Genomic DNA, 24,601 nt, shown 5'->3' with positions numbered 1-24,601 from the left:
TCTAACGCCGTGACTGACAATGACGAACGGCTGGCGGGAGAACTCGCGTTGGCCACTGTGCGGTTCGCCCGCCACTTGCGCGGCCGGCGGCGTGATTCGCTCGTCTCTCTGACGCAGCTGTCCGCGCTCAATGCGCTCGCCAACGACGGGCCGCTCACCCCGGGGCAACTCGCGGCGCGCGAGCGCGTGCAACCGCCGTCGATGACGAGGGTGATCGCCTCCCTCGCGGACCTCGGCCTGGTGCGGCGCGCGCCGCACCCCACCGACGGCCGCCAGGTCATCGTCAGCCTCTCGGAGCAGGGCGAACAGGTCATCACCGGTGAGGCCGCAGCGCGCGAGGCGTGGCTGCGCGGCAAGCTCGGCGAGCTCACCGCGGAGCAGCGCGCCACGCTCGGCGACGCCGTCGGCATTCTCAACGGGCTGATCGCCGCGGAGGAGAAGCAAGCCTGATCGGCGATTGATCATCGAACGGCCCTATCGGATTGATTTCCGATAGGGCCGTTCCTTTTTCTTCGGCTATTACCTATTCGTGGGACGAATCCCACGGGCGGTTTAGAACGCGGTTCCCAGTTCCGGTTGCCGCGCCGTCGCGAAAATCCGCAACGGTGTGCTTTCTCCGGCGAACCGTCCCGCGGCGGCCAGCGTGAACGGCGAGTCCGCGCCGAGGTACAGGCCCGCGAGCGTGGGCCCCGTCATGCTGACCGACGGTGCCTCGTCCGTCTCCCGGCAGCGCGCGGCACCGTCGACGACGGTGAGCCGGTAGGCCCGGCCGTCCACGCCGAGGACCAGATCGCCGTCCTGCTCGTAGGTGCGCGCCTCCAGCGCCGCCGGCACGTCGAGGAACTTCAGCCACAGCCGGTCCTTGCGGTCGGTGACCTTCACCGAGCGCGGGTCGATCAGCATCGCGCGCAGCGGATGATCGGACGGCAGGTCCGCCGTGACCTCGTCGAAGATGTCGAGCCCGAGCACCGCCTGCCACAGGTCGGCGGCGGCCTCGTCGGTGAGGGCCTTGACGTCGTCGAGCTGGGCGCGGTCCTTCTCGTCCACCCGGTAGGTCACATAACCGTCGGGGTGCAGCAGGTACCGCCGCGCCGAGCCGCCCCAGCGGGCCCACTCGGGGTCGGCGTGGAAGAGCTCCCAGAACTGCTCCGCCGAGGCCGATCCCGGAGTGGCGGCGTGCCACCGGCGGTACAGGTCCTCCACGGCCTCCTTGGCCGCAGCACCCTCGACGGCGCGGGTGCGCAGCGGGCCGGGCAGCGGGGAGCGCAGGCGCGCCGTGCGGCGGGCGATGGTCACCTCGTCGATGGACGTCGCGACGCCGTAGCCGAATCGCTCGTAGATGGTGCCCTCGCTGGCGGTGAGGATCGACACCGCGGCGCCCTCGGCCCGGTAGCGGGAGTGTAACTCGTCCAACATCTTCCGCAGCACGCCGAGCCGCCGGTGGCTGGGCGCCACCGAGACCCACGTGACGCCCGGGGCGTCGAGCCGGGCGCCGCCGGGCACCGTCAGGGTGAGGGCGAAGGACCCCGCCACGCCGACGAGGGTGCCGTCGGTGACATCGCGCGCGACGACGAACCGATCCAGGTCGAGGGTGCGCCGGATCAGCGGCTGCGCCTCGGCTTCGAAGGGGGAGCCGAAGGCGCGCACGTCCTGCGCGAACATCTCCGGCCAGTCGGACTCGGTGGCGGTACGGATCTCGATCACGTGATTCGATATTAGGCTGGAGGTGTGGCGGCGCAACCGATTTATCCGATTCGCGACGCGGATGACCCGCGGCTCAGCGACTTCCGCGACCTCTCGGCCGCCGACAAGCGGCCCGATCTCGCGCGCGGCGTGGTCCTCGCCGAGGGCGTGCCCGTGGTGGAGCGGATGCTCGCCTCGCGGTTCGTCCCGCACGCGATCATGGGCGTCGAGTCCAAGCTGGCGCGGCTCGACGGCCTCGCGCCCGACGTGCCGCGGTACCTGGTGACCGCGGAGCTGATGGCGGAGGTGGTCGGCTTCCACCTCAACCGCGGTGTGCTCGCGGCGGCGCGCCGGCCGGAGCCGCTCGCGGTGGGGGACCTGCTCGACGGTGCGCGCACCGTCGTCGTGCTCGAGGGCGTCAACGACCACGAGAACCTCGGCTCGATCTTCCGCAACGGCGCCGGCCTGAGCGCCGACGCCGTGCTCTTCGGCCCGCGCTGCTCCGATCCGCTCTACCGGCGCGCGGTGCGGGTCTCGATGGGGCACGTGCTGCTGGTGCCCTTCGCGCACCTGCCGGCCGCGGACTGGCCCGCATCGGGGCTGGGCGCGCTGGCGGAGCACGGATTCCGGACGGTCGCGCTGACCCCGTCGGGGGAGTCGACGGTGGCGGAGGCCGTCGCGGGCGGGCCGGAACGGGTCGCCTACCTGGTGGGCGCCGAGGGGCCGGGGCTCGCGCCCGAGACGATGGCCGCCGCCGACGCTCGGGCGCGGATCCCGATGTCGCGCGGGACCGACTCGCTCAACGTCGCGACCGCCGCGGCGCTGGCGCTCTACGAGCGCGCCCGCACATGAGCGCGCCGCGCTACACGCCCGCGATCACCGGGACCGCGGTGGCGGTGCTCGTGGCGCTGATCGCCGGCGCGGTGCTCGCGGGGCTGTTCGTAGCGGTCATGTCGGTCAACCGGTGGCTGGGTCTGTTCCTGCTGGCGCTGGGTACCGCGGGGGCCGTACCGGTGCTGACGGCGTACCGTCGCCGACCGGTGACGCGGTGGTTCTGCGCCGGCTTCGCCGGGGCCGTCGGGATCGCCTGGCTCGCGGCCGTCGCGGCGCTGTCGAGCGGGCTCGTCTGAAACCCCGGCGGAAAGCTTAGGACTACTATCTGAAGGATGCCGAGCGTCTTCGTTTCCCTGCGGACGAGGAACTACCGGCTCTGGGCCGGCGGGCAGTCGGTCAGCCTGATCGGCACGTGGATGCAGCGCGTCGCCGAGGACTGGCTGGTGCTGGAACTGGCGCACGGCCGCGGCTGGGTGCTCGGCGTCGTGATGGCCCTGCAGTTCGGCCCCACCCTGTTCCTCTCCGCCTGGGCGGGACTGCTCGCGGACCGCTACGACAAGCGGCGGGTGCTCATGCTCACCCAGACCGGCGCCGCGTTGTGCGCGGCGGCGCTGGCCGTGCTGACACTGACGGGCGTCGTCGCGCTGTGGCACGTCTTCGTGCTCGCCTTCGTCTTCGGCTGCGTGACCGCGGTGTCCGGGCCGTTCCGGCAGGCCTTCACCATCGAGATGGTGGGGCCGGAGCTGCTGCCCAACGCCATCGGCCTGAACTCCATGGTGTTCAACGCCGCTCGTATCGTGGGGCCCGCGATCGCCGGGCTGCTGATCGCCGGGGTGGGCACCGGTTGGGTGTTCGCGGTCAACGCGGTGCTCACCGGCGCGATCGTCGCGGCGCTGCTCGCGATGCGTCCCGCGGAGCTGTTCCCCTCGCCGCCGGTGCCGCGGGCCCGCGGGCAGTTGCGGGCCGGCTTCGCCTACATCCGCCGGCGGCGCGAACTGCTGCTGGTGATCGTCGCGGTGTTCTTCGTCTCCACCTTCGGCATCAACTTCCCGTTGGCGCTTTCGCTGTTGGCGCGCCAGGGATTCGGACTCGGCGCCGATGCCTACGGCATGCTCTCGACGATGCTCGCCATCGGCACCCTGAGCGGTGCACTGATCGCGGCGAAGCGCACGGGCAGGGCCGCGCTGCGGACGGCGCTGGTGGGCGGCTTCGCCTTCGGCGTGGCGTCGATCCTGGCGGGGCTGGCGCCGTGGTTCTGGCTCGTCGCGGTGCTGCTGGTGTTCGTCGGGCTGCTGCAGATGTCCTTCACGACGTCAGCGATGAGCATCGTGCAGCTCTCCGTCGATCCCGAGTTCCGCGGCCGCGTGATGGGCATCTACATGCTGGCCTTCCTCGGCGGCACGCCGCTCGGCGCCCCGCTGCTCGGCGCCATCGCCGACGTCACCACCCCCGCCGCGCCGCTGCTGGTGGGCGGGACGGTCTCCGCGCTCACCTGCGGTCTGTGCGGTCTGTACGCGCTGCGGCGGTCCTCCGCCATGACCGCGGTGCGCGATGACGGTGCGCGCGGCGCGGCCGCCCCGGCTGGTGCTGCGGGCGGAGCGGCGGCGCGCGGAGAGCAGTAGTCGCGCAGAACAGCGATGCGTTCCGCGCATAACGCCTGGACGGCCACTTCGTCATAGCCATGAATACGTCAGGTATCTATCATAGATTTGATTTGCTGTATTCGGTGGTGATCGGGGGCGCGATGGCGGGGTGGCTTCGACGACGGAGTCGACTCGAGTGGATTCTCGCAGTGGCCTGCGTCGTGCTCGCGGTGCTGCTCGGCCTGACGACGGCCCGATCGATAGCGGACGCGAATCGTGCGCGCGCGGCCGACCGGGCCGAGCAGATCGAGCGGGAGAGTCCTCGGAACGGGCTGCATCTGGTGAGTATCGACGGCCTGCGGGGCGGCACCGTCGACCAGGCGAAGACGGACCTGAAGATCGACTCGCGCGGGAACGCCGTCGGCATCGCCGCGGTCCGCGGATTCCTGATCCCCGACCCGACCGGAGACCCTGTTTCGGATCGTGTCCTGGGGCCGATGATCGTCACGGCAGCGTGCCTGGATCAGTACACGAAACCGGGGCCGACGCTCTACCTCGCGGTCAGCACGCCTGAGGATTACACCGCCGATGTCCGCGAACAGGCGCTCAGTCGGTCCCGGCCCCTCAATGGGAGGCTCGAGAACCTCGCGAACTGCCGACCGTCGTACCTGGCGGTCTACGTGAACAACGAATAGGGCGGACAGACATGTGGACTGCATTCGGTTCAATGCCGCGACGACGGCGGAGGTACGTCGTCGCTGCGGCCGCGATCGCGGTGATCGTCGTCGCCGTTCTGGGGGCTCGTGCGGCGTGGTCCGAGGCCGACAAACGCTCCGCGGTCGAGTGGTCCGGGCTGTCGGACTACGTGAAGCCCGGTGATATCGCGTGGTTGGAGTCGAACGCGGCGCCCGATGGTCAGACGTACCGCTACTTCGCACGCATCCCTGCGAGCAGGATGGCGCCTGAAGCGCTCGGCCGCGCCGCGACCGACGATCACTTTCTGCTGCGTGACGAGATCCGGGTCGACGGAGTGAGTGACGTCGTCTATCGCACGATCTCCTACTTCCGGGACCCCGTCGAGCTCGGCAATCGAGAGGTCGCACTCCTCGTCGGCGTATCGAACGCCGACAAAGCACTCGCCGGGTGAACGAAGTGCCGGTGCGCCGGCGAGAAGCCGGTGCGCGGTCCACGGGGCACCTGCCGGCGCGGAGGCTGCGGCACGCGGGGAGTCGTAGTCGCGCGGAACAGCCATGCGTCGCGCGCATACCCACGGTCGCACCCGTTTCGCGCGGGCGCACCCGGCATGACGGGTGCGCCCGCGCGTTTCGGGTGCGGACCGAGGTGAGCCGTGGATCCACCGTGCTCGGCCGCGTCCGTGGGAGTGGCGATCACCGGACGATGGGATTGCTCTTGTCAGCGATGTAGGGGAGCGCCGAATGGGCGGCCCACCAGCCCTGTCCGTGGGGAAGGCCCGCGCGGGCGAGAGTGAGGTCGGACTCGTCGACCCGGCGGCCGAACGGCCCGGTCCGACTTGTGATGGTGTCGAGTAGTACCTCGATCATTCGCGCGTCGTCGCCTTCGATCCTGGTCCACTGGCCCGCCTTGCCGACGTATTTGAAGGTCCATTGGCCGCCCTGGTCCCTCCGCCACTCCTCGATGCCGTCGCTGAGGTCGATCAAGATGCGGCCTGCCTCGACCTCCGAGTACTCAGGGTTCAAGCCCACCGAAGCGCGGCGCATTTCGGCAGCCAGTTCTTCCGGCCGCCAGCCCATCGGGAACCGGGCGAGCAGGGCCACGCGCAGCACCGTCGGGCAGGGGTACGGATCGGCGCACTGCGCGCACCGCACCGAGGCCACCGCGGATCGCTCGTACCAGTGCTGGGATTCGGGCTTGTGCTGGTCGATGACACCGAGCAGGAGGAAGCGGGCCGCCGAGTCGACGGCGGGTGTGGGATCGAGCTCGTAGAGGTACAGACTGAGCACCTGCGCGAACCGGGCGGCATCGCCCGCGGACGTGAACGGCGGTGTCAGCGGGTGAGGCATGGTCCGGCCGTGCGTCAGAAACCGAAGAAGCTGCGGACCTTGCCGCGGTCCTCGTAGCCCTGCTCGGGCTGCTCGACGGGAGGTTGCGGCGCACCGTCGGGACCGGGCGCCTGAGCCTGGGCCTGCTGCGGGGCCTGCTCGGGAGCGCCGGAGGCGGGCACGAAGTCGATGACCTGGATCCGCGCGGGATCGAGGTCCGTCGGCGCGAGGGGGTGCGTGAACCGGAAGCCGAGGATCTCGCGGTTGGCCTGCTCCGCGAACTCCATCGGATGGAAGGGCAGCGCCCGCGGATCGGGGGTGACGCCCTCGGCGTAGGTCAGCGGATGCTGACCGGCCCAGAACGGCCCCTCGAACAGCTCGGGCAGGCCCTCGTCCTCGAGGATGTCGACGGGGTGCGCGGCGAACGAGCGCTTGGGCGCACCGTCGGTGCGCAGCGCGAACCCGCCGACGGCGCGCTCGGGCGCCGCGACCAGCAGGAACGAGCGGTGCGCGGGCACCAGGTTCCACCAGGATTCGTCGAGTTCTGCGGGCCGGTCCACGCGCAGCCCCTCGTGGGTGACCACCGTGAGTCCGCCCCACGCGGCCACGTAGACGTGCCCGGGCAGGGGATCGGCGGCCCGCGCGAGGGATTCCGGCCGGCCCATCACCGGCCCGCCGAGCACCTGCTCGGCGATCGCCCGGGACGCGGCCTCGTCGGGACGCCCGACGATCGCCAAGATGCCCTTCGGCTCGGCTACGTCGATGAACCAGAGCGTCGCAGCTGTAGCGCCCACGCCCCTAGCCGTTCTTCCCACCGCGGACACCGAGGAGCACGTCCTCCCAGGACGGCATCTCCGGGTGCCGGCGGCCGTGCTGGCCGACCGCCGCCGCGGGCGCCTGCGCGGGACGGCGCTCGCCCCGCTCGACGGTGCCCTCCACGACGGGACCCGGCGCGACCGGGCCCGGCACGGCGCGCAGCGGCTCGTCGGCCGAGCGCTCGATGCTCCGCAGGCCCTGCCGGGCATCGGGATCGAGCAGGCCGCGGGCGGTGTCGTCGACGGGGCTCGCGGTGCCGCCGTGCGCGCCCGGCGCGTAGCGGAACAGCGCCTGGTTGCGGGACTTGCCCACGCTCCAGCTGATGGAGACGACCCACCGGTTGTCGGCGCCCTTGAAGGCGTCCCACTCGGTGGTGTCGGCGTGCCCGCGCTCGGCCAGGGCCATGCGGATCACGTCGGCGAGGGTGGCGTGCATCGGGCCGTCGCCGCGCACGGGGTGCGCCAGCTGCGCCATCTCCGCCGCGCGGGAACGCTCCAGCAGCACCGGACCGGCGAAGCGCTTGATCCGGTGGTTCGGTGCCCCCGTCAGCTCCGCGATCTCGTCGACGGTGGCGCCGGCGCGGATGCGGGCCTGGATGTCCCGTGGTGAGAGGTCGGCGCCCAATTCGATCTCCGTCTGCATGGCACCGGCGAGTTCACCGCTCACGGCGGCCTTCAACACCTCGTCGATCGGCACGCTGAAACGTCCTGCGCGGCCCTCGCAGACCACCGACGTCCCGTCGTCGTTCAGTCCCGTAGCCCGCAGCTCCTGCATGGTGCAAGGGTAGTTCTTCGATTCGCTACGCGTCGGCCGACACGCGCTCGACCACGAAATCGATGCACCGGGTGAGTGCCGTCACGTCCTCGGGGTCGATCGCCGGGAACATGCCGATGCGCAGCTGGTTGCGGCCCAGCTTGCGGTACGGCTCGGTGTCGACGATGCCGTTCGCGCGCAGCGTCTTGGCCACGGCGGCGGCGTCGATCTTCTCGTCGAAGTCGATGGTGCCGACGACCTGGCTGCGCAGTGCGGGATCGGTGACGAAGGGCGTCGCGAACTCGCTGGCCTCGGCCCACTGGTAGAGGCGGTCGCTCGAATCCTTGGTGCGCGCGACGGCCCAGTCCAGGCCCCCGTTGCCGTTGATCCACTCGATCTGGTTCGCGAACAGCAGCAGCGTGGCCAGCGCGGGGGTGTTGTAAGTCTGGTTCTTGCCCGAGTTGTCCACGGCGATCGGCAGCGAGAGGAACTCGGGGGTGTAGCGGCCCGAGGCCTTGATCTCCTCGACGCGCGCGAGGGCGGCGGGGCTCATCAGCGCGACCCAGAGGCCACCGTCGGCGGCGAAGCTCTTCTGCGGCGCGAAGTAGTAGACGTCGGTGTCGGCGACGTTGACGGGCAGGCCGCCGGCGCCCGAGGTGGCGTCGATCGCGATGAGCGCGTTCTCACTGCCCGCGAGGCGGCTGACCGGCACGGCGACGCCCGTCGAGGTCTCGTTGTGCGCCCAGCCGATGAGGTCGGCAGTGGGATCGGCCACGAGCTCGGGGGCCGATCCCGGATCCGACGAGACCACGATCGGATCGCCGATGAACGGGTTGCCCTTGGCGACCGAGGCGAACTTGTTGGAGAACTCGCCGTAGGTGAAGTGCTGGCTGCGCTCGCGGATCAGGCCGAAGGCGGCGGCGTCCCAGAAGGCGGTGGTGCCGCCGTTGCCGAGAACGACCTCGTAGCCCTCGGGGAGGGAGAACAGGTCCTTCAGGCCTTCGCGCACGCGGCCCACGACGTTCTTCACGGGAGCCTGACGGTGGCTGGTGCCGAACACCGAGGCACCGGTGTCGACGAGCGACTGCAGCTGCTCGGGGCGGACCTTGGACGGGCCGCAGCCGAAGCGGCCGTCGACGGGCTTGAGCGCGGCGGGGATCTCGATCGTCATGCCCTAAAGCCTAATGGTGTGCCACCCGGGCACGTCCTCCGGCTGCCGCGGGCCGTGCCCGGTGTACTGGGCGGACGGCCGGATCAGCTTGTCGGCGCGCTTCTGTTCGAGGATGTGGGCGCACCAGCCGGCCGTGCGCGCGCAGGTGAACATCGCCGGCATCATCCGCGGCGGCACGCCCGCGTAGTCCAGGATCACGGCGGCCCAGAACTCGACGTTGGTGGAGATCGCGCGGTCGGGCTTGCGCTCGGCGAACAGCGCGTTCGCCTCGCGCTCCAGGGCGGCCGCGGCCTCGTAGCGCGGGGCGTGCAGGTCGCGGGCCACCGAGCGCAGCACGTCGGCGCGCGGGTCCTCGGCGCGGTAGATGCGGTGCCCGAAACCCATGATCCGCTCGCCCCGGTCGAGCCGGGAGGTCACCACGCCGCGCGGGTCGTCGGTGCGGACCACCTCGTCGAGCATGGGCAGCACGCGCGACGGTGCGCCGCCGTGCAGTGGGCCCGACAGTGCGCCGACCGCGCCCGAGAGCGCCGTCGAGACGTCGGCGCCCGTCGAGGCGATGACGCGCGCCGTGAGCGTGGAGGTGTTCAGGCCGTGCTCCGCGGCCGCCACCCAGTAGGCGTCGATCGCGCGCACGTGGTCGGGATCGGGCTCGCCGTGCCAGCGGGTCATGAACCGGTGCGTGATGGTGGGCGACTGGTCGATGATCCGCTGCGGCACCGCGGGCCGCTCCAGGCCGCGGGCGGACTGGGCGACGAAGCTCAGCGTCATCACCGAGGCGCGCGCCAGGTTCTCCCGCGCGGTGGCGTCGTCGATGTCGAGCAGCGGCTCGAAGCCCCACAGCGGTCCCAGCATCGCGAGCCCCGCCTGCGCGTCCACGCGCACGTCGCCGCTGTGGATCGGCAGCGGGAACGGCTCCGCGGCGGGCAGTGGATTGCCGAACTCGCCGTCCACCAGCAGGCCCCACACCTCGCCGTACGTGACCCGGTCGCGCACCAGATCGGCCACGTCGACGCCGCGGTAGCGCAGCACCCCGCCCTGCTTGTCCGGCTCCGCGATCTCCGTGGAGAACGCGACGACGCCTTCGAGCCCGCCCGGAATCTCAGTCATGGTGTGCAGCCTAATCTCGCGCCGCCGGTGCGCGGGTAGCCTGCGGGAGTGGACCTGACGGCGATGCGCGAGAAGTACGACGGCGACTCCGACGACCTGCAGCCGGAGGACCTGACCGGCGGGTGGGTGCCGTTGTGGCGCTCCTGGTTCGACGAGGCCGTCGCCGCCGGGGCGCCCGAGCCCAACGCGATGGTGCTCGCCACCGTCGACGAGACCGGACTGCCGGCCACCCGCACCGTGCTCTGCAAGGGCCTCGACGAGAGCGGCGTGGTCTTCTACACCAACTACGGCTCCGACAAGGCGCGCGCCGTGGAGGCGAACCCGGTTGCCGCCGTGACCTTCCCGTGGATCGCGATCCACCGGCAGGTGCACGTGCGCGGCGCGGTCACGAAGGTGACGCCGGAGGAGACCGCCGCCTACTGGGCCGAGCGGCCCCGGGGCTCGCAGCTCGGCGCATGGGCCTCCGACCAGTCCCGCCCGGTCGCCGACCGGGCCGCGATGGCGGAGCGCTTCGCCGAGGTCGAGGCCCGGTTCGAGGGACGGGACGTGCCGGTGCCGCCGGAGTGGGGCGGGTACCGGATCGCGCCGCAGGTCGTCGAGTTCTGGCAGGGCCGGGAGAACCGCGTGCACAACCGCGTGCGGCTCGTCGCGCCCGCGTACGCGCCCTTCCGCCTGCAGCCCTAAAGGGCGCTGTGGGTGATCCCGCCGGCCACGAGGGTGAGGTCGACGGGCATGGTGCGTAGGCGTTCCGGCGTCGGCTCGGCGCCGAGGGCCACCAGGTCGGCGGGCTCGCCGACGGCGATCCGGGTGCGGGAGGACACGCGCAGCGCGGTCGCCACGTCGATCGCCTCCCACGGCTGCCACGGCGCGTCGCCGTCGCGGCTGCGGGTGACGGCGGCCGAGATCGCGAACCACGGGTCGAGCGGCGTGACCGGCGCGTCCGAGCCGAGGACCACATCGACGCCCGCGGCGAGGAGCGAGCCGACGCGGAAGGCGTCCGCGGCGCGGTCGCCCCAGAACCGCGCGACCAGGTCGCGATCGTCGAGCATGTGCTCGGGCTGGATCGAGGCGCCGATGCCGAGCGCGGCCATCCGCGCCAGGTCCGTCTCGGTGAGCAGCTGCGCGTGCTCGATCCGGCCGCGGACCCCGGCCTCGGCGAAGGCGTCGAGCGCGAGCGCATTGGCCGCGTCGCCGATCGCGTGGATCGCCGGGGTCAGGCCGAGGGCGGCGCCGCGGCGCAGCAGCGCGACGAGGCGGTCCGGCGGGACCTCCAGCACGCCGCGGCCCGTCGTGCCCGGGTACGGCGCGTGGCAGTACGCGGTGCGGGTGCCGAGCGAGCCGTCGGTGATGACCTTGAGCGGGCCCACCCGGGCGAGCCCGTTGATCGGGGCGCCGGTGCAGGCTCCGCGGGCGTCGGCGGCCTCGAGGTGCTGCGGGTAGACGCCCGCGTCGATCCGGACCGGCGGGGCGGGCCGTCGCTCCCAGGCGCCCACGGCATCGTCGAAGTCCAGGTCGACGACGCCGACGACGCCCCGCCGGCCCAGGCCGGCGAGGGCTTCGAGCACCCAGGCGTCGGCGCGGTCGGCGACCAGCGACTCGACGCGGGTGGCCGCGGCGAAGCTCGCCGCCTCGCGCAGCATCCCCGTCTCGTCCAGATCGATGCCGAGCAGCCGGCCGAGCGCCGCGTTCGACCAGGAGCTGTGCAGGTCGGAGGAGACGACCATGACGGGCACGTCGGGCGCGATCTCGTCGAGCAGCCGGCGCGACGGTGCGCCGCCCCACAGCCCGTCGCGCATGCCGACGGCGACGACGGGCAGGCCCGGGTCCGCGCCGGGCAGCGCGGCACGGATGAGCGCGACCGCCGCCTCGGGGCTCGTCGCGGCGCGCACGTCGATGCGGCGGGTGGAGACGGCCCAGGTGCGGACGTGCACGTGCTCGTCCCACAGGCCCGGGAGGAGCCGGCGGCCGTCGAGGTCGAGCAGGTGGTCCGGCGCGGGCGTCGACCCGGCGGGGGAGAGCGCGACGATCCTGCCGTCGTCGATGTCGACGTCGAGCAGCCGGTCGCCCTGGATCCGTGCGCGTGCGAGCCTCATCCGCGTCACGGTAGCGGGCTTCGGATCGCACGCAGTACTGAGACAGTCGTAGGATCTTTCGGGTGCCGAGACTCCTGGCCGACACTCGGCCACTGCAGAACCCCGACTACCGACGCCTGTGGTGGACCGGCGTGGTCACCGTCATCGGGGCGCAGCTCACCGCGGTGGCCGTCCCCGCACAGATCTACGCGATCACCGGCTCGTCGGCGTACGTCGGCCTGACGGGCGTCTTCGGCCTGGTCCCGCTGGTGATCTTCGGCCTGTGGGGCGGCGCGATCGCCGACGCCCTGGACCGCCGCCTGGTCATCATCGGCACCACCCTCGGGCTCGCCGGCACCGCGCTGATGCTCGCGCTGCTGCCCGACAACGTGTGGCTGATCCTCGGCGCCTTCGCGCTGCAGCAGGCCTTCTTCGGCGTGAACCAGCCCACCCGCTCGGCGATCTACGCCCGGCTCGTGCCGCCGGAGCAGTTGCCCGCGGCCAATTCGCTCAACATGACCGTGATGCAGTTCGGCGCGATCGCCGGCCCGATGCTGGGCGCGCCGCTGATCCCGGTCATCGGCGTGCACTGGCTGTACGCGCTCGACGCCGCGTCGCTCATGCTCACGCTGTGGGCGGTGTGGAAGCTGCCGTCGATCAAGCCCGAGGACAAGGGGCAGTCGCTCGGCCTGCGCTCCGTGATCGACGGTTTCCGGTACCTCGCGGGCCACAAGGTGCTGCTCATGAGCTTCGTCGTCGACATCATCGCGATGGTCTTCGGCATGCCGCGCGCCCTGTTCCCGCAGATCGCGCACGAGAACTTCGGCGATCCGATCGAGGGCGGGTGGGTGTTCGGCGCCCTGTTCGCCGCGATGTCCGTGGGCGCGGTGCTGGGCGGGGTGCTTTCCGGCTGGACCTCCCGGGTCTCCAGGCAGGGTCTCGCGGTGATCGTGATGATCGTGCTGTGGGGCGCCGCGATGGCGGGCTTCGGCCTGGCCGCGCACTTCAGCTGGCTGTGGGCGGCCCTGGTGCTGCTCGCGCTGGGCGGCGCCGCCGACATGTTCTCCGCCGCCTTCCGCACGACGATGCTGCAGGAGGCCGCGACCGACGACGTCCGCGGGCGGCTGCAGGGCGTGTTCACCGTGGTGGTCGCGGGCGGGCCGCGCATCGGCGACGCGCTGCACGGCGCCGCGGCCGCCAGCGCCGGCGCGGCCATGGCGGCCGCGGGCGGCGGCGTGCTGGTGATCGTCTTCACCGTGCTCGCGGCGTTCGCGGTGCCCGCGTTCGTGCGGTACCGCGTCACGCGCTGACGCCCCGTATCCTGCCGCTATGAGGATGCATCGGGGGATCTCCGTCGTGGCGGCCGTGCTCCTCGCGCTGTTCGCACTGACCGGCTGTGCCCGGTCGATTACCGGGACCGCGGTCGCCGAGCCCGGCGGCACCGCGGCCGGCGCTTCGGCCGGTTCGTCCGCGGGCGCCGTCCGGGTCGGGACCGGCGGGGAGTCGATCACGATCTACGTCGACTTCCTGTGCCCCGCGTGCAAGACCTTCGAGGATCGCGACGGCGACGCGATCGGCGCCGCGGTCGCGGCCGGGAAGCTGACCGTCGAGTACCGGCCGGTGAGCTTCCTCGACCCGCAGTCCGCGAGCGGCGACTACTCCTCCCGGGCGTTGCGCGCCTTCTTGGCGGTCGGCCGGGACGCGCCCGCGAGCGCCGTGCCCTTCCTGCGCGCGCTGTTCGCGGCGCAGCCGCAGGAGGCCGGATCCACCGACGCGACCGATCAGCAGCTGGCGGACCGCGCCCGCGGGGCCGGCGCACCCGACGACGTCGCGGAGAAGATCCGCACCGGCGCGACGGGCATCGACGGTAAGGCCGTCGGCGCCGCGAACGTGCGGCTGCTCGCCGCCGCGGGCGGCACCGGCACGCCGACGGTGCTGCACAACGGCGCACCGGTCGTCCTCAACGATCCCGGCTGGTTGCCGAAGATCACCGGCTAGCGGCCGCTACACCGGGAAGGCGACCCCGGTGAGTTCCTCGGAGACGGCCCACAGGCGGCGCTGCAGTTCCAGGTCGTAGGACTGCTCGGTCGAGGCGACGACCTTCGCGGCGCCGCGGCGCTCACCGAGGCCGTCGGGACCGTAGTACTGCCCGCCGAGCGCGCCGGGATCGGTCGCGGCCCGCAGCTGCGGGAGCGCGCCGTGCGCGGCGTCGTGCGAGAGCACCGGTGCGACCAGGTTGTTCAGCCCCTGCAGGAGCGAGGGGGTGTTGCGCATGAGCTCGGTGTCGGCGATGCCGGGGTGCGCTGCGATCGCGACGGTCCCGCGCTCGGCGCCGCGGGCCTGCAGGCGGCGCTGCAACTCGTAGTGGAAGAGCAGGTTCGCGAGCTTGCTCTGCCCGTAGGCGGCGACGCGGTCGTAGGAGCGCTCCCACTGCAGGTCGTCGAAGTGGATCGCCGCGCGGATGCGGTGCGCGAGGCTGGCGACGGTCACCACGCGCGAGTCGGGCACGTCCAGCAGCAGGTCGAGCACCTGCGCGGTCCAGGCGAAGTGGCCCAGGTGGTTGGTGCCGAACTGCAGCTCGAAGCCGTCGGCGGTGGTCTGCTTCGGCGGGTACATCACGCCGGCGTTGTTGATCAGCAGGTCCACGCGCGGGGTGCTCGCGCGCAGCTCCGCGGCGGACTCGCGGACGGAGGCGAGGGAGCCCAGGTCGAGCCGGTGCACGCGGACCGTCGCGCCCGGGGCGGCGGCGCTGATCCGCGCGGCGGCCTCGTTCCCCTTGTCGGTGTTGCGCACCGCGAGCACCACCTCGGCGCCGTGCTGCGCGAGCACGCGGGCGGTCTCGAAGCCCAGCCCGGTGTTCGCACCGGTGACGACGGCGACCCGTCCGGCCTGCGTGGGAACGTTGTTCTCGGTCCAGCTCATGTGTACTCCTCGGGTTCGCGACGGTTAAAAGACCGTCGGTCTGTTGTGCCGTCCACCGTAAGAGACCGCTGTTCTGTTGTCAAGAGAACGGCGGTCTGTAAAATCGATCCGTGGGATTCCAACGGGCGCGCAGCGCGGAACAGCGACAGGAACGGCGCGAGGCGATCATGGCCGCGGCCGCCGGCATGCTCGCCGAGATGCCCGTCGCCGCGCTCACCCTCAGTGAGCTCAGTCGCCGCGTGGGCCTGGCCAAGTCGAACGTCCTGCGCTACTTCGAGTCCCGTGAGGACGTGCTGCTCGAGGTGCTGATGCGCTCCGCGGCCGAGTGCATCACCGAGCTCGACGCGGCCTGGACCGAGCAGGGGAGCGCCGACGCCCCCCTGGCCGAGCGGATCGAGGCCTTCGCGGCCGTCTACGCCCGCGTCCTGGCCGCCCGGCCCGAGGTGCTCGACCTGCTCTCCGCGCAGGCCGCGGTGCTCGAGCGCAACGTCTCCACCGAGGCCGTCGTCCGGTTCAAGCGCGCCGCGATCGCCGGGATCGACGCGATGGCCGCGGTGCTCACCCGTGCCGTCCCCGAGCTGGGAGAGGCCGCACCGTCGGCCTGCGCGACGATCCTCACCCTCTCCGGCGCCCTCTACACCCAGGCGGAGCAGTCCGGTGCGTGCGAATCGGCCTACCTCGTCGCCCCGGAACTCGCGGCCCTGCGCACCGAGCTCGTGCCCGCGCTGCACGGGGCCGTCGCGACGATCGTCGCCGGGACGCTGGCCCGCGGCTGACCGGTTGCGCGGGGTTGCATCGGGCCGCGGTCGCGCCGACGCCGCTCGCGGCACCGTCGACCGCCCGTACTATTGCGGCCATGTCGGTGCAACCGGGGTTCACGATCGCGGCCGGCGGCTACGTCGCGGAGATCGCACGGACCGGCGCGGGGCTGCGCGGCCTGCGCCGCAACGGCGTCGCCCTCACGGAGGAGTGGCCGCTCGGCGAGAAGCCGCCCCTGTCGGCGGGCCTGGTGCTCGCGCCCTGGCCGGGCCGCACCGAGGACGGGATTTACACCTGGGACGACGAGGTGCACCACCTCACCGTCACCAGCGACGTCACCGGCACCGCCGACCACGGGCTGGTGCGCCGGGCCGACTGGGACGACGTCGAGATCGCGCCGGACGCGGTGACGCTGGCCCACGACGTGGGGCGGCACCCGGGCTGGCCCTTCGACCTGCACCTGCGCCTTCGCTACGGCGTCGGCGACGACGGCCTGCACTGCCGCTTCGAGGCCGTCAACACCGGCACGACCGACCTGCCGCTCGCTGTGGGCTTCCACACATACCTGCGGGTCGGCGATGCACCCGTCGACGCCTGCACCCTCGAGCTCGGGGCGCAGCAGTGGCAGCCGCTCGACGCGCGTCTCCTGCCCGACGGTGCGCCGCGTACCGTCGAGGGGACGGTGTACGACTTCCGCACCCCGCGCAGCCTGGACGGGGTGCAGATCGACACGCCGTTCACCGAGGTCACGGGCCGGTACGTGCTGCGCGGACCGGACGGGCAGGCGGAACTGTGGACGGCACCGTCGCTGCCCTGGGCCCAGGTGTTCATCGCCGATCCGGCGAACGGTAAGGGCTACCCCGACCGGGGCCGGGCCGTGGCGGTGGAGCCCATGTCCGCCCCGGGGAACGCGCTGCACACCGGAACCGACGTGATCCGGCTCGGCCCGGGGTCCGTCTGGAGCACCGAATGGGGCATCCGGTGACACCCTCGTTTTCGCGAGGAACCGCGATACCGCTAGGTTCTAGCCAGGTAGCTTTTATCCGCCGACTACAGCGAGGGGATACGAACATTGTCCACTGATGACAACACCGCGAACGCTACGGTCGCCTACCCCGGCGGCCAGATCGAGCTGCCGATCGTCAAGGCGACCGAGGGTGCAGACGGCATCGCTCTCGGTAAGTTCCTCGCGCAGACGGGTTACAGCACGTTCGACAACGGCTTCGTCAACACGTCGTCCTGCAAGTCGGCCATCACCTACATCGACGGCAACGCGGGCATCCTGCGCTACCGCGGGTACCCGATCGAGCAGCTCGCGGAGAAGTCGACGTTCATCGAGGTCAGCTACCTGCTGATCCACGGTGAGCTGCCGACCCCGGAGCAGCTCGCGGAGTTCACCGCGAAGATCCAGCGGCACACCCTGCTGCACGAGGACCTCAAGCTGTTCTTCAACGGCTTCCCCCGCAACGCGCACCCGATGCCGGTGGTCTCCTCCGCCGTCAACGCGCTCAGCGCCTACTACCCGGACTCGTTGGCCCCCAACGACCCGGCGCAGGTCGAGCTCTCGACGATCCGCCTGCTCGCGAAGTTCCCGACGATCTGCGCGTACGCCTACAAGAAGTCCGTGGGCCAGCCGATGCTCTACCCCGACAACTCGCTGTCGTTGGTCGAGAACTTCCTGCGCATGACCTTCGGCTTCCCGGCCGAGCCCTACGAGGTCGACCCGGAGCTGGTCAAGGCCCTCGACATGCTGCTCATCCTGCACGCCGACCACGAGCAGAACTGCTCCACGTCGACGGTGCGCCTGGTGGGCTCGTCGAACGCGAACCTGTTCACGTCGATCTCGGGCGGCATCAACGCCCTGTGGGGCCCGCTGCACGGCGGCGCCAACCAGGCCGTCCTCGAGATGCTCGACGACATCAAGGCCTCCGGTGGCGACACCACGGCCTTCATGAACAAGGTCAAGAACAAGGAAGACGGCGTGAAGCTCATGGGCTTCGGGCACCGCGTCTACAAGAACTACGACCCGCGTGCGGCGATCGTGAAGCAGACCGCGGACCGCATCTTCGAGCTGCTCGGCGTATCCGACGAGCTGCTCGACATCGCCAAGGGCCTGGAGGACGTCGCACTGCACGACGATTACTTCATCGAGCGCAAGCTGTACCCGAACGTGGACTTCTACACCGGTCTGATCTACCGCGCGATGGGCTTCCCGACGCGCATGTTCACGGTGCTGTTCGCGCTCGGCCGGCTTCCCGGCTGGATCGCCCACTGGCGCGAGATGCACGAGGATCCGACCACCAAGATCGGTCGTCCTCAGCAGATCTACACGGGCTCGACCGCCCGTGATTACCCCGGCGCGTAGATGCCGCCCATCCGGCGCGACAATCTGCACCGCCTGATCAAAGGAGTGTCAATGACCAAGCCCGAGATCGAGTTCATCGAGGGCCCCGCGCCCACCGAGCTCGTCATCAAGGACATCGTCGTGGGCGACGGTGCCGAGGCCCAGCCCGGCAGCGTCGTGGACGTGCACTACCTGGGCGTCGAGTTCGACAGCGGCGAGGAGTTCGACTCCTCGTGGAGCCGCGGCGAGTCCATCAACTTCCCGCTGCGCAGCCTCATCGCGGGCTGGCAGGAGGGCATCCCCGGCATGAAGGTCGGCGGTCGCCGCCAGCTGATCTGCCCGCCCTCGCTGGCCTACGGCCCCGCCGGCGGCGGTCACCGCCTGTCGGGCAAGACCCTCGTCTTCGTGATCGATCTGCTCGGCGTCAAGTAAGTCCGCGCAGCCGGGGCCCCGCATCGTTTCGACGGTGCGGGGCTCTTGCGTTCGCGCACTGTCTCGAATCGGTCCCGATCCCGTCCCGACGATGGTGTTCGCCGCGCGGGCCGATAAGAATGGGGGCATATCGCCGCGATCCGTGGCGGCGAGCGGTGTCGGAGGACAGATGAACAGGGTGAAGGTCGGGGCTGCGGCCGTGGCGATGGTCTCGGTGGCGGGCCTGCTGGCCGGGTGCGGGAAGGACGCGTCGAAGGAGGACTCGCCCGTCGCGTTCACTCCGATCACGGGCGACCAGTTCACCTCGAACCCCGGCGCCTTCCAGACGGACGGGGTGGCGGCCCCGCCCCGGGACGTCACGATGGTCGGTGACCCCATCCCCGCGCAGGCGGCCGTCAACGCCGGCCTGCCGCAGGGAACCATCACCTCCACGAGCGGGAACACCACCGTCTACTACCCGCCCGCCCCGCCGGTCCCGGGGCTCGCGGTGGCGCCGCAGCCCGCTCCGCCCGCGCCGCTGTCCCGGCCGGTGAACACCCGGCCGTGGCAGTACACGCCGCAGCAGATCGACGCCTTCCGCGCGATCTGCGAGACGGGCCGCTGGGGATCGTGGATCGCGGGCGTGCAGGCGCAGACCCAGACCTGCTGGACCCTCTACGGCCGCCAGCTGGGCGTGCGGCCGTGGACGCCGGACCAGCCCCGCCCGTGGCTGCGCCCCGGTTACCCGCGGCCCTGGTTCGATCCGGGCTTCCGCGCGGACGTCCCGGTGATCTGGGTGTACCCGCGCAACTGGACCCGGCCGCGGCCGCAGCCGATCATCTCGGTCTCCATCACGATCAACCTCGGCTCCAACCCGTACCGCCGGATCAATCCGCGCTACCCCGACCCGTTCTTCCCCGTCTGGGCCGTGACGCCCGGCCGCGTCGTGGACGTGCGGGATCAGGCCCGCATCCTCGCGCCGGTCTACACCGCCACGACGACGACCACGACCACGACCACGACGGTGAGCGCGCCCGTCGCGCCCGGCGTGGTGCTCGAGCCGCTGCCGTCCTCGGCGACGGTCACGCCGCTGCTCGCGCTTCCCGGCCAGGCGGTGCCCGGCAACGTGAACACCGATCCGGCGGTCACCGCCCCCGTCGCCGCGGCACTCGACGGCGCCACCGTGCGGGCCGGCAGCCGCGCGGGCCTGGAGGCCGCGATCGGCACGTCCGTCTCCGTCGCGGTCGCGAGCCCGACGACCACCACGGCCGACCGCACCGGGACCGCCGCCACGACCACGTCCGGTGCGGCGGCCACCCCCGGCACCGCGAGGCCGGAGGCGGGCACTCCCGGGGCGCCGACGTCCGGGGCGCCGGCGTCCGGAGCTCCGGCAGCGCCGGAGGGTTCGACGGTGCCGCCCACCGGCGCGCCCGCGACCACCGCGGCACCGACGGAGGCGGCCACCACCCCCGCGCCGACCGCCACCGTCGCGCCGGTCCCGACGACGGAGCCGCCGCGCGTCACCACGCAGCCGTCGGTCGTCACGCAGGCCCCCGTCACCACGCAGCCGCCCGTCACGACGCAGGCTCCCGTCGTCACGCAGGAGCCGGTGATCACGCCGCCGCGCACCACGCAGCCGCCCGCTGTCGTGACGCCGACGACCACGCTCGCGCCGGTGCCGACGACCGTCGCGCCCACGCCGGTGGCGCCGAAGCCGGTCGCCCCGAAGCCCGTGGCGCCGAAGCCGACGGCCGCCGTCACGACCACCACCCCGCCGCCGGCGAACTGAGCGGCGGGGGCGCGCCTACTGCGCGGCGGCCAGCCGGGCCAGGGCGACGGTGGCCTGCCGCAGTTCGGCGGGCGCGCTCAGTGGCTCGAGGTAGCCCACGCGGGTGACCGCCCAGCCGCGCGGCGTCTCCACGCGCAGGTCCAGGCCGTACCGGTCGGCCCGCTCGCAGCGGGCGACCGTGGCGTCGGGGTAGCCGCCGAGGGCCCGCGCCATGTCCAGCAGCGCCTGCGCGTGGTCGTCGTTGAGGTGGCGCACCGCGCCCGCGGCGTGCGGCGTCACCGGATCGGGCTCCGCGGCCGCGTAATCCGCGCGCGACGCCGAGTCCATGCGCCCGTAGCCGCCCACCCAGCGCACCCGCTCGACGTCGAGCAGCCACACGGTGAAATCGCTGTAGTCGATGTAGTACCGCGCAGCGGGCACCGCGGCCAGGTGCGCCTCCCGGGCGGCGGTGAGGAGCTCCCCGTCGGGCCGGCGGACGGTGCCGGCCAGGGTGATCCGGGCATTGGCGAGCGGGTCCGACGGGGCGTCGGGCGCCACGATCGACAGGCTCGCGCGGGGATCGCGCTGCAGGTTGCGGCCGTGTTCGGCCATGTGCGAGACGCAGAGCACGGGGTCGCCGCCGAGGAGCCCGTAGGTCACCAGCGAGGCCCAGGGGCCACCGTCGGCGGAGAGGCTGCCGAGCGTCGCGGTATTGGTGGCCGCGGCGACGGTGCGCGCCTCCTCGGCGGGGGAGGGGCGCCGGGGCTCGGCGACGTCCGTCAGGGGCGGGGCGAGAGTGGGGGCGTCACCGGGATCGCCGTGGTCGCGAGTGCTCATGGATGCAGCCTAGGGCCGTAGCGTGTCCGGGCGCCCAGCGCGCAAGGTTTCGGTTGACCGAAAACTCTTCTTCGCATAGCCTCGCAACGTGCTCACCGATACCGTCGCGCAGAAGCAGACCCCGGCGCGTGCGCTCATGCTCCTGGGGCCCGCCTTCGTCGCCGCCATCGCCTACGTCGATCCGGGCAACGTCGCCGCGAACGTCACCGCCGGCGCGAAGTACGGCTACCTGTTGGTCTGGGTCCTGGTGCTGGCCAACGTGATGGCCGTGATGATCCAGTACCAGTCGGCGAAGCTGGGCGTGGTCACCGGTCGTTCGTTGCCGCAGGTGCTCGGTGACCGGCTGCCGCGGCGCGCCCGCCTCGCGTTCTGGGGCCAGGCCGAGCTGGTGGCCGCCGCCACCGACATCGCCGAGGTGATCGGCGGTGCGCTCGCCCTGAATCTGTTGTTCGGCGTCCCGCTGGTGTGGGGCGGGCTCATCGTCGGCGTGATCTCGACGGTGCTGCTCACGCTCGCCGACGGTCGCCGGCAGTACCGGTTCGAGCTGGTCATCATCGGCATGCTCGCGATCATCGTGGTCGGCTTCCTGGCGGGCCTGATCGTCGCGCCGCCCGACGCCGGCGCCGTCCTCGGCGGCCTGGTGCCGCGCCTGCAGGGCACCGAGACCGTGCTGCTGGCCGCGTCGATGCTGGGCGCCACCGTCATGCCGCACGCGATCTACCTGCACTCGGCGCTGGTCGTCGACCGGCACGGCGCGCCGCCCGCGACCGGGCGGGCCGAGCGCGCGCGCCGCCTGCTCAAGGTCACCCGGATCGACGTGATCCTGGCGCTCGTCATCGCCGGCGCCGTGAACATCGCGTTGCTGGTGCTCGCCGCGAGCGCGCTGTACGGCCGCGAGGGCACCGACTCGATCGAGGGCGCGCACGCCGCGGTCCGGGACGCGCTCGGGCCGATCGTCGCCGGGCTGTTCGCACTCGGGCTGCTGGCCTCCGGCCTCGCCTCCACGTCGGTCGGCAGCTACGCGGGCGGCACCATCATGGCGGGGCTGCTGCGCCAGCGGATCCCGGTGGTGGTGCGGCGGCTGATCACGATGATCCCCGCGATCGGCGTGCTGGCCATCGGTGTGCCGCCCACCCAGGCGCTGATCATCTCCCAGGTCGTGCTGAGCTTCGGCATCCCGTTCGCGCTGCTGCCGCTGCGCCGCTACACCTCCGATCGCGCGCTGATGGGGGAGTTCGTCGACCGTGCGCCCCTGCGCTGGGCCTCCGCGCTGGCCGGCGCGCTCATCGTCGCGCTGAACGGGGCGCTCATCGTGCTCACTTTCACCGGCTGAGACCGCGCGCACCAGGGACGGGAAAGTGCGACGCCGCTCACTCGGATATTGAGATCGCAACCGACTCGTGATTCAGTAAACGCAATTCACGCATGGTGAAGGCGGAGTTTAGTCACGGAAACGAGTCACGATGGGTCTGCGGGCGGTCGCGGTCGTCGTCGGCGGTGCCGGCGTCGCGGTCGCGCTGTGCTGGTCCATGATCTCGCCGCCCGAGATCGACCAGGAGCAGGTCGAATCGGGCACCCTGGCCCGCGTAGCGGCGGCACCGACCGATCACCTGCACTGCGACGGCGGCCTCAAGGCCGAGGTCGGCGCGGCGCAGTCGTGCGTCCTGGACCGGGGCGACGAGGAGTTCGCCGTGCACCTCACGGTCACCGACGTCGATGGTGACCGGGTCAACTGGGACTCGACCGTCGCCGGCGTTCCGCGCTCGGGCCAGCGGGTCACCGTCGCCGAGCTCGAGCAGCGCACCCGCGAGGTGCTCGCCCGCGACCGCCGCGTCGACACCGTGACCTGCGCGGGCGGCCTGCCCGGCACCGTCGGAGCGAGGCAGAGCTGTGCGATGACGGCGCAGGGTCATCGGCACGACGTCGTCGTCACCGTCACCACCGTCGATCCCGCGCGGGTGCAGTGGGGCGTCACCGTCGACGACTGACCGGCCCCGTCAGCGGCCCAGGAAGCGGTAGCGGTCCAGCCGGCGGCTGATCCGGATGGGATCGGGGATCAGCGAGAGCTCCGCGAGCGCGTCGCTCACCGCGAGGCCCACCCGGCGGGAGAACTCGGTGGGCTCCTGTGCGGCATCGGGGCGCTCCGGGATCACCCGGTCGACGATGCCGTCCGCCAGCAGATCGGCCGCGCGGATCCGCTGCCGGTCCGCCATCTCCGCCGCATGCTCGGTGTCGCGGTACATCACCGCGCTCGCCCCCTCCGGCGGCAGCGGTGCGAGCCAGGCGTGCTGCGCGCACAGCACCCGGTCGGCGGGCAGCATCGCCAGCGCGCCGCCGCCCGTGCCCTGGCCGAGCAGCACCGACACCGTCGGGACCGTGAGCGTGACGAGGTCCGAGAGGCTGCGCGCCACCTCGCCCGCGAGGCCGCCCTCCTCCGCCTCGGGCGAGAGCGCCGCGCCCCAGGTGTCGATCACCAGGACCAGCGGCAGCCGCAGCTCGGCGGCCAGCCGCATGCCGCGCCGGGCCGCGCGCAGCGCCGCGGGGCCGAGCAGGGGGAGTGCGGCACCGTCGGCGCGGGTGGTGTCCTGCCCGACCACGACGCACGGATAGCCCTGCACCCGCGCGAGCGAGAGCAGCAGGGTGTGGTCGGTCTCGCCCTCGCCGGTGCCCGAGAGCGGCAGCCGGTCCGTGGCCGAGTGCCGCAGGAAGGCGCGCACGCCGGGGCGGTCGGGCTCGCGGCTGATCCGCACCGATTCCCACGCCGGGGTGCCGTCGTCGGTGGCGTCGAGCTCCTCCCGGTCGCCCAGGTGCGGCGCGAGCGGATCGGCGTCCTGCTGGCCGGCGAGGACCCGGAGCGTGCGGTGCGCGAGCAGCCGGACGAACCGCAGCGGAACCACCCCGTCGATGAGGCCGCGCTCGAAGAGGTGCTCGGCGGTCTGCACCCCGTCCGGGAAGGGCTCGCCGCGCAGCGCCTCGTAGACGCGCGGGCCGAGGAAGCCGATCCGCGCGCCGGGCTCGGCGATGGTGACGTGTCCCAGCGAGCCCCACGACGCGAAGACCCCACCCATCGTGGGATCGCGCAGGTACACCAGGTAGGGCAGGCCCGACTGCTTGTGCAGGGTGACGGCCGCCGAGATCTTCACCATCTGCAGGAAGGCGACGGTGCCCTCCTGCATCCGCGTGCCGCCCGAGGTGGGCGTCGCCAGCAGCGGCAGCCGCAGCGCCGTCGCGCGCTCGACCGCGGTGACGATCCGCTCGGCCGCGGCCACGCCGATCGAGCCGCCGAGGAAGCCGAAGTCGCACGCGATGAGCGCCACCCGTTGCCCGCGGATGCGGCCCTCGCCGGTGATGACGGCCTCGTCGTGGTGGGAGTGCTCGCGGGCGCGCTGGAGGGCGGCGGCGTACTCCGCGTCGGGGTGGACGTCGACCAGCGGGCCGTCCCAGCTGGTGAAGGTGCCGCGGTCGAGGATCGCATCGATGAGGTCCTGCGCGGTGATCGCCATGGAATTCAGGTTACTGG

Annotated in this window: 26 protein-coding genes; 16 read left to right on the top strand and 10 right to left on the bottom strand. The window is 72.2% G+C overall.

Annotated elements, in window-relative coordinates:
* Positions 1-9 precede the first annotated feature (9 nt).
* On the top strand, positions 10-450 hold the full coding sequence (locus tag BLQ62_RS19670) for a MarR family winged helix-turn-helix transcriptional regulator (RefSeq protein WP_068564468.1): 441 nt from the start codon (positions 10-12) through the stop codon (positions 448-450).
* Positions 451-552: 102 nt separating this feature from the next.
* On the opposite strand, the gene BLQ62_RS19665 is transcribed toward BLQ62_RS19670, so the two are convergent.
* Complete coding sequence (locus BLQ62_RS19665; protein WP_068564471.1) at positions 553-1,704, bottom strand: GNAT family N-acetyltransferase; 1,152 nt, start codon at positions 1,702-1,704, stop codon at positions 553-555.
* Positions 1,705-1,728: 24 nt separating this feature from the next.
* On the opposite strand from BLQ62_RS19665, the gene BLQ62_RS19660 reads away from it, so the two are divergent.
* The 5 genes from BLQ62_RS19660 (at position 1,729) to BLQ62_RS19640 (ending at position 5,247) form a co-directional block, all read left to right on the top strand.
* Positions 1,729-2,535: a TrmH family RNA methyltransferase gene (locus BLQ62_RS19660; RefSeq protein ID WP_231857541.1), complete on the top strand. Its 807-nt coding sequence runs from the start codon at positions 1,729-1,731 to the stop codon at positions 2,533-2,535.
* Positions 2,532-2,813 carry a DUF2537 domain-containing protein gene (locus BLQ62_RS19655; protein WP_068528123.1) on the top strand — a complete coding sequence of 94 codons (282 nt, stop codon included), beginning with the start codon at positions 2,532-2,534 and terminating at the stop codon, positions 2,811-2,813. The genes BLQ62_RS19660 and BLQ62_RS19655 overlap by 4 nt, the downstream gene beginning before the upstream one ends.
* A 36-nt stretch (positions 2,814-2,849) precedes the next feature.
* Positions 2,850-4,139 (top strand): MFS transporter, encoded by a 1,290-nt coding sequence (locus BLQ62_RS19650; RefSeq protein WP_082756232.1) that lies wholly within the window; start codon positions 2,850-2,852, stop codon positions 4,137-4,139.
* A 170-nt stretch (positions 4,140-4,309) separates the two neighbouring features.
* Complete coding sequence (locus BLQ62_RS19645; RefSeq protein WP_068564474.1) at positions 4,310-4,795, top strand: hypothetical protein; 486 nt, start codon at positions 4,310-4,312, stop codon at positions 4,793-4,795.
* Between the two features lie 80 nt (positions 4,796-4,875).
* Entirely contained in the window at positions 4,876-5,247 is a 372-nt protein-coding gene (locus tag BLQ62_RS19640; RefSeq protein ID WP_139184259.1) for a hypothetical protein, read from the top strand.
* 241 nt (positions 5,248-5,488) lie between these two features.
* Here BLQ62_RS19640 and BLQ62_RS19635 read toward each other — a convergent pair whose 3' ends face one another.
* Genes BLQ62_RS19635 through BLQ62_RS19615 form a run of 5 tightly spaced genes read right to left on the bottom strand, consistent with a single transcriptional unit; the run spans position 5,489 to position 9,968 of the window.
* Complete coding sequence (locus BLQ62_RS19635; RefSeq protein WP_068564478.1) at positions 5,489-6,142, bottom strand: hypothetical protein; 654 nt, start codon at positions 6,140-6,142, stop codon at positions 5,489-5,491.
* Between the two features lie 14 nt (positions 6,143-6,156).
* Positions 6,157-6,915 carry a DUF6928 family protein gene (locus BLQ62_RS24035; RefSeq protein ID WP_068564481.1) on the bottom strand — a complete coding sequence of 253 codons (759 nt, stop codon included), beginning with the start codon at positions 6,913-6,915 and terminating at the stop codon, positions 6,157-6,159.
* A 4-nt stretch (positions 6,916-6,919) separates the two neighbouring features.
* On the bottom strand, positions 6,920-7,711 hold the full coding sequence (gene sepH / locus BLQ62_RS19625) for a septation protein SepH (RefSeq protein ID WP_068564483.1): 792 nt from the start codon (positions 7,709-7,711) through the stop codon (positions 6,920-6,922).
* A gap of 25 nt (positions 7,712-7,736) precedes the next feature.
* Positions 7,737-8,861 carry a phosphoserine transaminase gene (serC, locus tag BLQ62_RS19620; protein WP_068564485.1) on the bottom strand — a complete coding sequence of 375 codons (1,125 nt, stop codon included), beginning with the start codon at positions 8,859-8,861 and terminating at the stop codon, positions 7,737-7,739.
* A gap of 3 nt (positions 8,862-8,864) precedes the next feature.
* Positions 8,865-9,968: a citrate synthase 2 gene (locus tag BLQ62_RS19615; protein ID WP_068528139.1), complete on the bottom strand. Its 1,104-nt coding sequence runs from the start codon at positions 9,966-9,968 to the stop codon at positions 8,865-8,867.
* Between the two features lie 63 nt (positions 9,969-10,031).
* Between BLQ62_RS19615 and pdxH the strand changes: the two genes are divergently transcribed.
* Positions 10,032-10,652 (top strand): pyridoxamine 5'-phosphate oxidase, encoded by a 621-nt coding sequence (gene pdxH, locus BLQ62_RS19610; protein ID WP_068564700.1) that lies wholly within the window; start codon positions 10,032-10,034, stop codon positions 10,650-10,652.
* Here the strand turns inward: pdxH and BLQ62_RS19605 are convergent.
* Positions 10,649-12,061, bottom strand: coding sequence for an amidohydrolase (locus tag BLQ62_RS19605; protein ID WP_068564486.1), 1,413 nt, complete (start codon positions 12,059-12,061; stop codon positions 10,649-10,651). The two genes, pdxH and BLQ62_RS19605, sit on opposite strands and share 4 nt — an antisense overlap.
* A 62-nt stretch (positions 12,062-12,123) precedes the next feature.
* On the opposite strand from BLQ62_RS19605, the gene BLQ62_RS19600 reads away from it, so the two are divergent.
* Positions 12,124-13,350: an MFS transporter gene (locus BLQ62_RS19600; protein ID WP_068528145.1), complete on the top strand. Its 1,227-nt coding sequence runs from the start codon at positions 12,124-12,126 to the stop codon at positions 13,348-13,350.
* Between the two features lie 19 nt (positions 13,351-13,369).
* Positions 13,370-14,038, top strand: coding sequence for a DsbA family protein (locus tag BLQ62_RS19595; protein WP_082756234.1), 669 nt, complete (start codon positions 13,370-13,372; stop codon positions 14,036-14,038).
* Positions 14,039-14,044: 6 nt separating this feature from the next.
* On the opposite strand, the gene BLQ62_RS19590 is transcribed toward BLQ62_RS19595, so the two are convergent.
* Positions 14,045-14,962 carry an SDR family NAD(P)-dependent oxidoreductase gene (locus tag BLQ62_RS19590; protein ID WP_068564490.1) on the bottom strand — a complete coding sequence of 306 codons (918 nt, stop codon included), beginning with the start codon at positions 14,960-14,962 and terminating at the stop codon, positions 14,045-14,047.
* A gap of 110 nt (positions 14,963-15,072) precedes the next feature.
* Between BLQ62_RS19590 and BLQ62_RS19585 the strand changes: the two genes are divergently transcribed.
* From BLQ62_RS19585 to BLQ62_RS19565, 5 genes are all read left to right on the top strand, one after another.
* Entirely contained in the window at positions 15,073-15,738 is a 666-nt protein-coding gene (locus BLQ62_RS19585) for a TetR/AcrR family transcriptional regulator (protein ID WP_114652470.1), read from the top strand.
* Positions 15,739-15,818: 80 nt separating this feature from the next.
* Positions 15,819-16,706 (top strand): aldose 1-epimerase family protein, encoded by an 888-nt coding sequence (locus BLQ62_RS19580; RefSeq protein WP_068564492.1) that lies wholly within the window; start codon positions 15,819-15,821, stop codon positions 16,704-16,706.
* Positions 16,707-16,793: 87 nt separating this feature from the next.
* On the top strand, positions 16,794-18,086 hold the full coding sequence (locus tag BLQ62_RS19575) for a citrate synthase (protein ID WP_068528160.1): 1,293 nt from the start codon (positions 16,794-16,796) through the stop codon (positions 18,084-18,086).
* Between the two features lie 51 nt (positions 18,087-18,137).
* On the top strand, positions 18,138-18,497 hold the full coding sequence (locus BLQ62_RS19570) for an FKBP-type peptidyl-prolyl cis-trans isomerase (protein WP_068528163.1): 360 nt from the start codon (positions 18,138-18,140) through the stop codon (positions 18,495-18,497).
* A gap of 169 nt (positions 18,498-18,666) precedes the next feature.
* A complete protein-coding gene (locus BLQ62_RS19565; RefSeq protein ID WP_068564494.1) occupies positions 18,667-20,265 on the top strand; it encodes a hypothetical protein in 1,599 nt (532 codons plus the stop codon).
* A 15-nt stretch (positions 20,266-20,280) separates the two neighbouring features.
* Here BLQ62_RS19565 and BLQ62_RS19560 read toward each other — a convergent pair whose 3' ends face one another.
* A complete protein-coding gene (locus BLQ62_RS19560; protein ID WP_068564496.1) occupies positions 20,281-21,081 on the bottom strand; it encodes a HugZ family pyridoxamine 5'-phosphate oxidase in 801 nt (266 codons plus the stop codon).
* A 136-nt stretch (positions 21,082-21,217) separates the two neighbouring features.
* On the opposite strand from BLQ62_RS19560, the gene BLQ62_RS19555 reads away from it, so the two are divergent.
* Complete coding sequence (locus BLQ62_RS19555) at positions 21,218-22,414, top strand: Nramp family divalent metal transporter (RefSeq protein WP_068530258.1); 1,197 nt, start codon at positions 21,218-21,220, stop codon at positions 22,412-22,414.
* A 130-nt stretch (positions 22,415-22,544) separates the two neighbouring features.
* The gene (locus tag BLQ62_RS19550) at positions 22,545-23,069 is read left to right on the top strand and encodes a DUF4333 domain-containing protein (protein WP_068528173.1); all 525 of its coding nucleotides are present in this window, start codon (positions 22,545-22,547) and stop codon (positions 23,067-23,069) included.
* A gap of 9 nt (positions 23,070-23,078) precedes the next feature.
* Here BLQ62_RS19550 and BLQ62_RS19545 read toward each other — a convergent pair whose 3' ends face one another.
* Positions 23,079-24,584, bottom strand: a complete 1,506-nt coding sequence (locus BLQ62_RS19545) for a carboxyl transferase domain-containing protein (RefSeq protein ID WP_068564498.1) — start codon at positions 24,582-24,584, stop codon at positions 23,079-23,081.
* Between the last annotated feature and the right edge of the window lie 17 nt (positions 24,585-24,601).

Origin of the sequence: Tsukamurella pulmonis, assembly GCF_900103175.1 — a bacterium.
Taxonomy (GTDB): Bacteria; Actinomycetota; Actinomycetes; order Mycobacteriales; family Mycobacteriaceae; genus Tsukamurella; species Tsukamurella pulmonis.
Note: the sequence above shows the minus strand (reverse complement) of the source record. Positions and strands in the feature narration are given on the sequence as shown.

Coding starts and splice junctions, on each gene's coding strand:
- BLQ62_RS19595 (WP_082756234.1), top strand. CDS start 13,370: ATGAGGATGCATCGGGGGATCTCCGTCGTGGCGGCCGTGCTCCTCGCG.
- BLQ62_RS19550 (WP_068528173.1), top strand. CDS start 22,545: ATGGGTCTGCGGGCGGTCGCGGTCGTCGTCGGCGGTGCCGGCGTCGCG.
- BLQ62_RS19560 (WP_068564496.1), bottom strand. CDS start 21,081: ATGAGCACTCGCGACCACGGCGATCCCGGTGACGCCCCCACTCTCGCC.
- BLQ62_RS19650 (WP_082756232.1), top strand. CDS start 2,850: ATGCCGAGCGTCTTCGTTTCCCTGCGGACGAGGAACTACCGGCTCTGG.
- BLQ62_RS19590 (WP_068564490.1), bottom strand. CDS start 14,962: ATGAGCTGGACCGAGAACAACGTTCCCACGCAGGCCGGACGGGTCGCC.
- BLQ62_RS19555 (WP_068530258.1), top strand. CDS start 21,218: ATGCTCCTGGGGCCCGCCTTCGTCGCCGCCATCGCCTACGTCGATCCG.
- sepH (WP_068564483.1), bottom strand. CDS start 7,711: ATGCAGGAGCTGCGGGCTACGGGACTGAACGACGACGGGACGTCGGTG.
- pdxH (WP_068564700.1), top strand. CDS start 10,032: ATGCGCGAGAAGTACGACGGCGACTCCGACGACCTGCAGCCGGAGGAC.
- serC (WP_068564485.1), bottom strand. CDS start 8,861: ATGACGATCGAGATCCCCGCCGCGCTCAAGCCCGTCGACGGCCGCTTC.
- BLQ62_RS19615 (WP_068528139.1), bottom strand. CDS start 9,968: ATGACTGAGATTCCGGGCGGGCTCGAAGGCGTCGTCGCGTTCTCCACG.
- BLQ62_RS19635 (WP_068564478.1), bottom strand. CDS start 6,142: ATGCCTCACCCGCTGACACCGCCGTTCACGTCCGCGGGCGATGCCGCC.
- BLQ62_RS19570 (WP_068528163.1), top strand. CDS start 18,138: ATGACCAAGCCCGAGATCGAGTTCATCGAGGGCCCCGCGCCCACCGAG.
- BLQ62_RS19580 (WP_068564492.1), top strand. CDS start 15,819: ATGTCGGTGCAACCGGGGTTCACGATCGCGGCCGGCGGCTACGTCGCG.
- BLQ62_RS19655 (WP_068528123.1), top strand. CDS start 2,532: ATGAGCGCGCCGCGCTACACGCCCGCGATCACCGGGACCGCGGTGGCG.
- BLQ62_RS19605 (WP_068564486.1), bottom strand. CDS start 12,061: ATGAGGCTCGCACGCGCACGGATCCAGGGCGACCGGCTGCTCGACGTC.
- BLQ62_RS19545 (WP_068564498.1), bottom strand. CDS start 24,584: ATGGCGATCACCGCGCAGGACCTCATCGATGCGATCCTCGACCGCGGC.
- BLQ62_RS19565 (WP_068564494.1), top strand. CDS start 18,667: ATGAACAGGGTGAAGGTCGGGGCTGCGGCCGTGGCGATGGTCTCGGTG.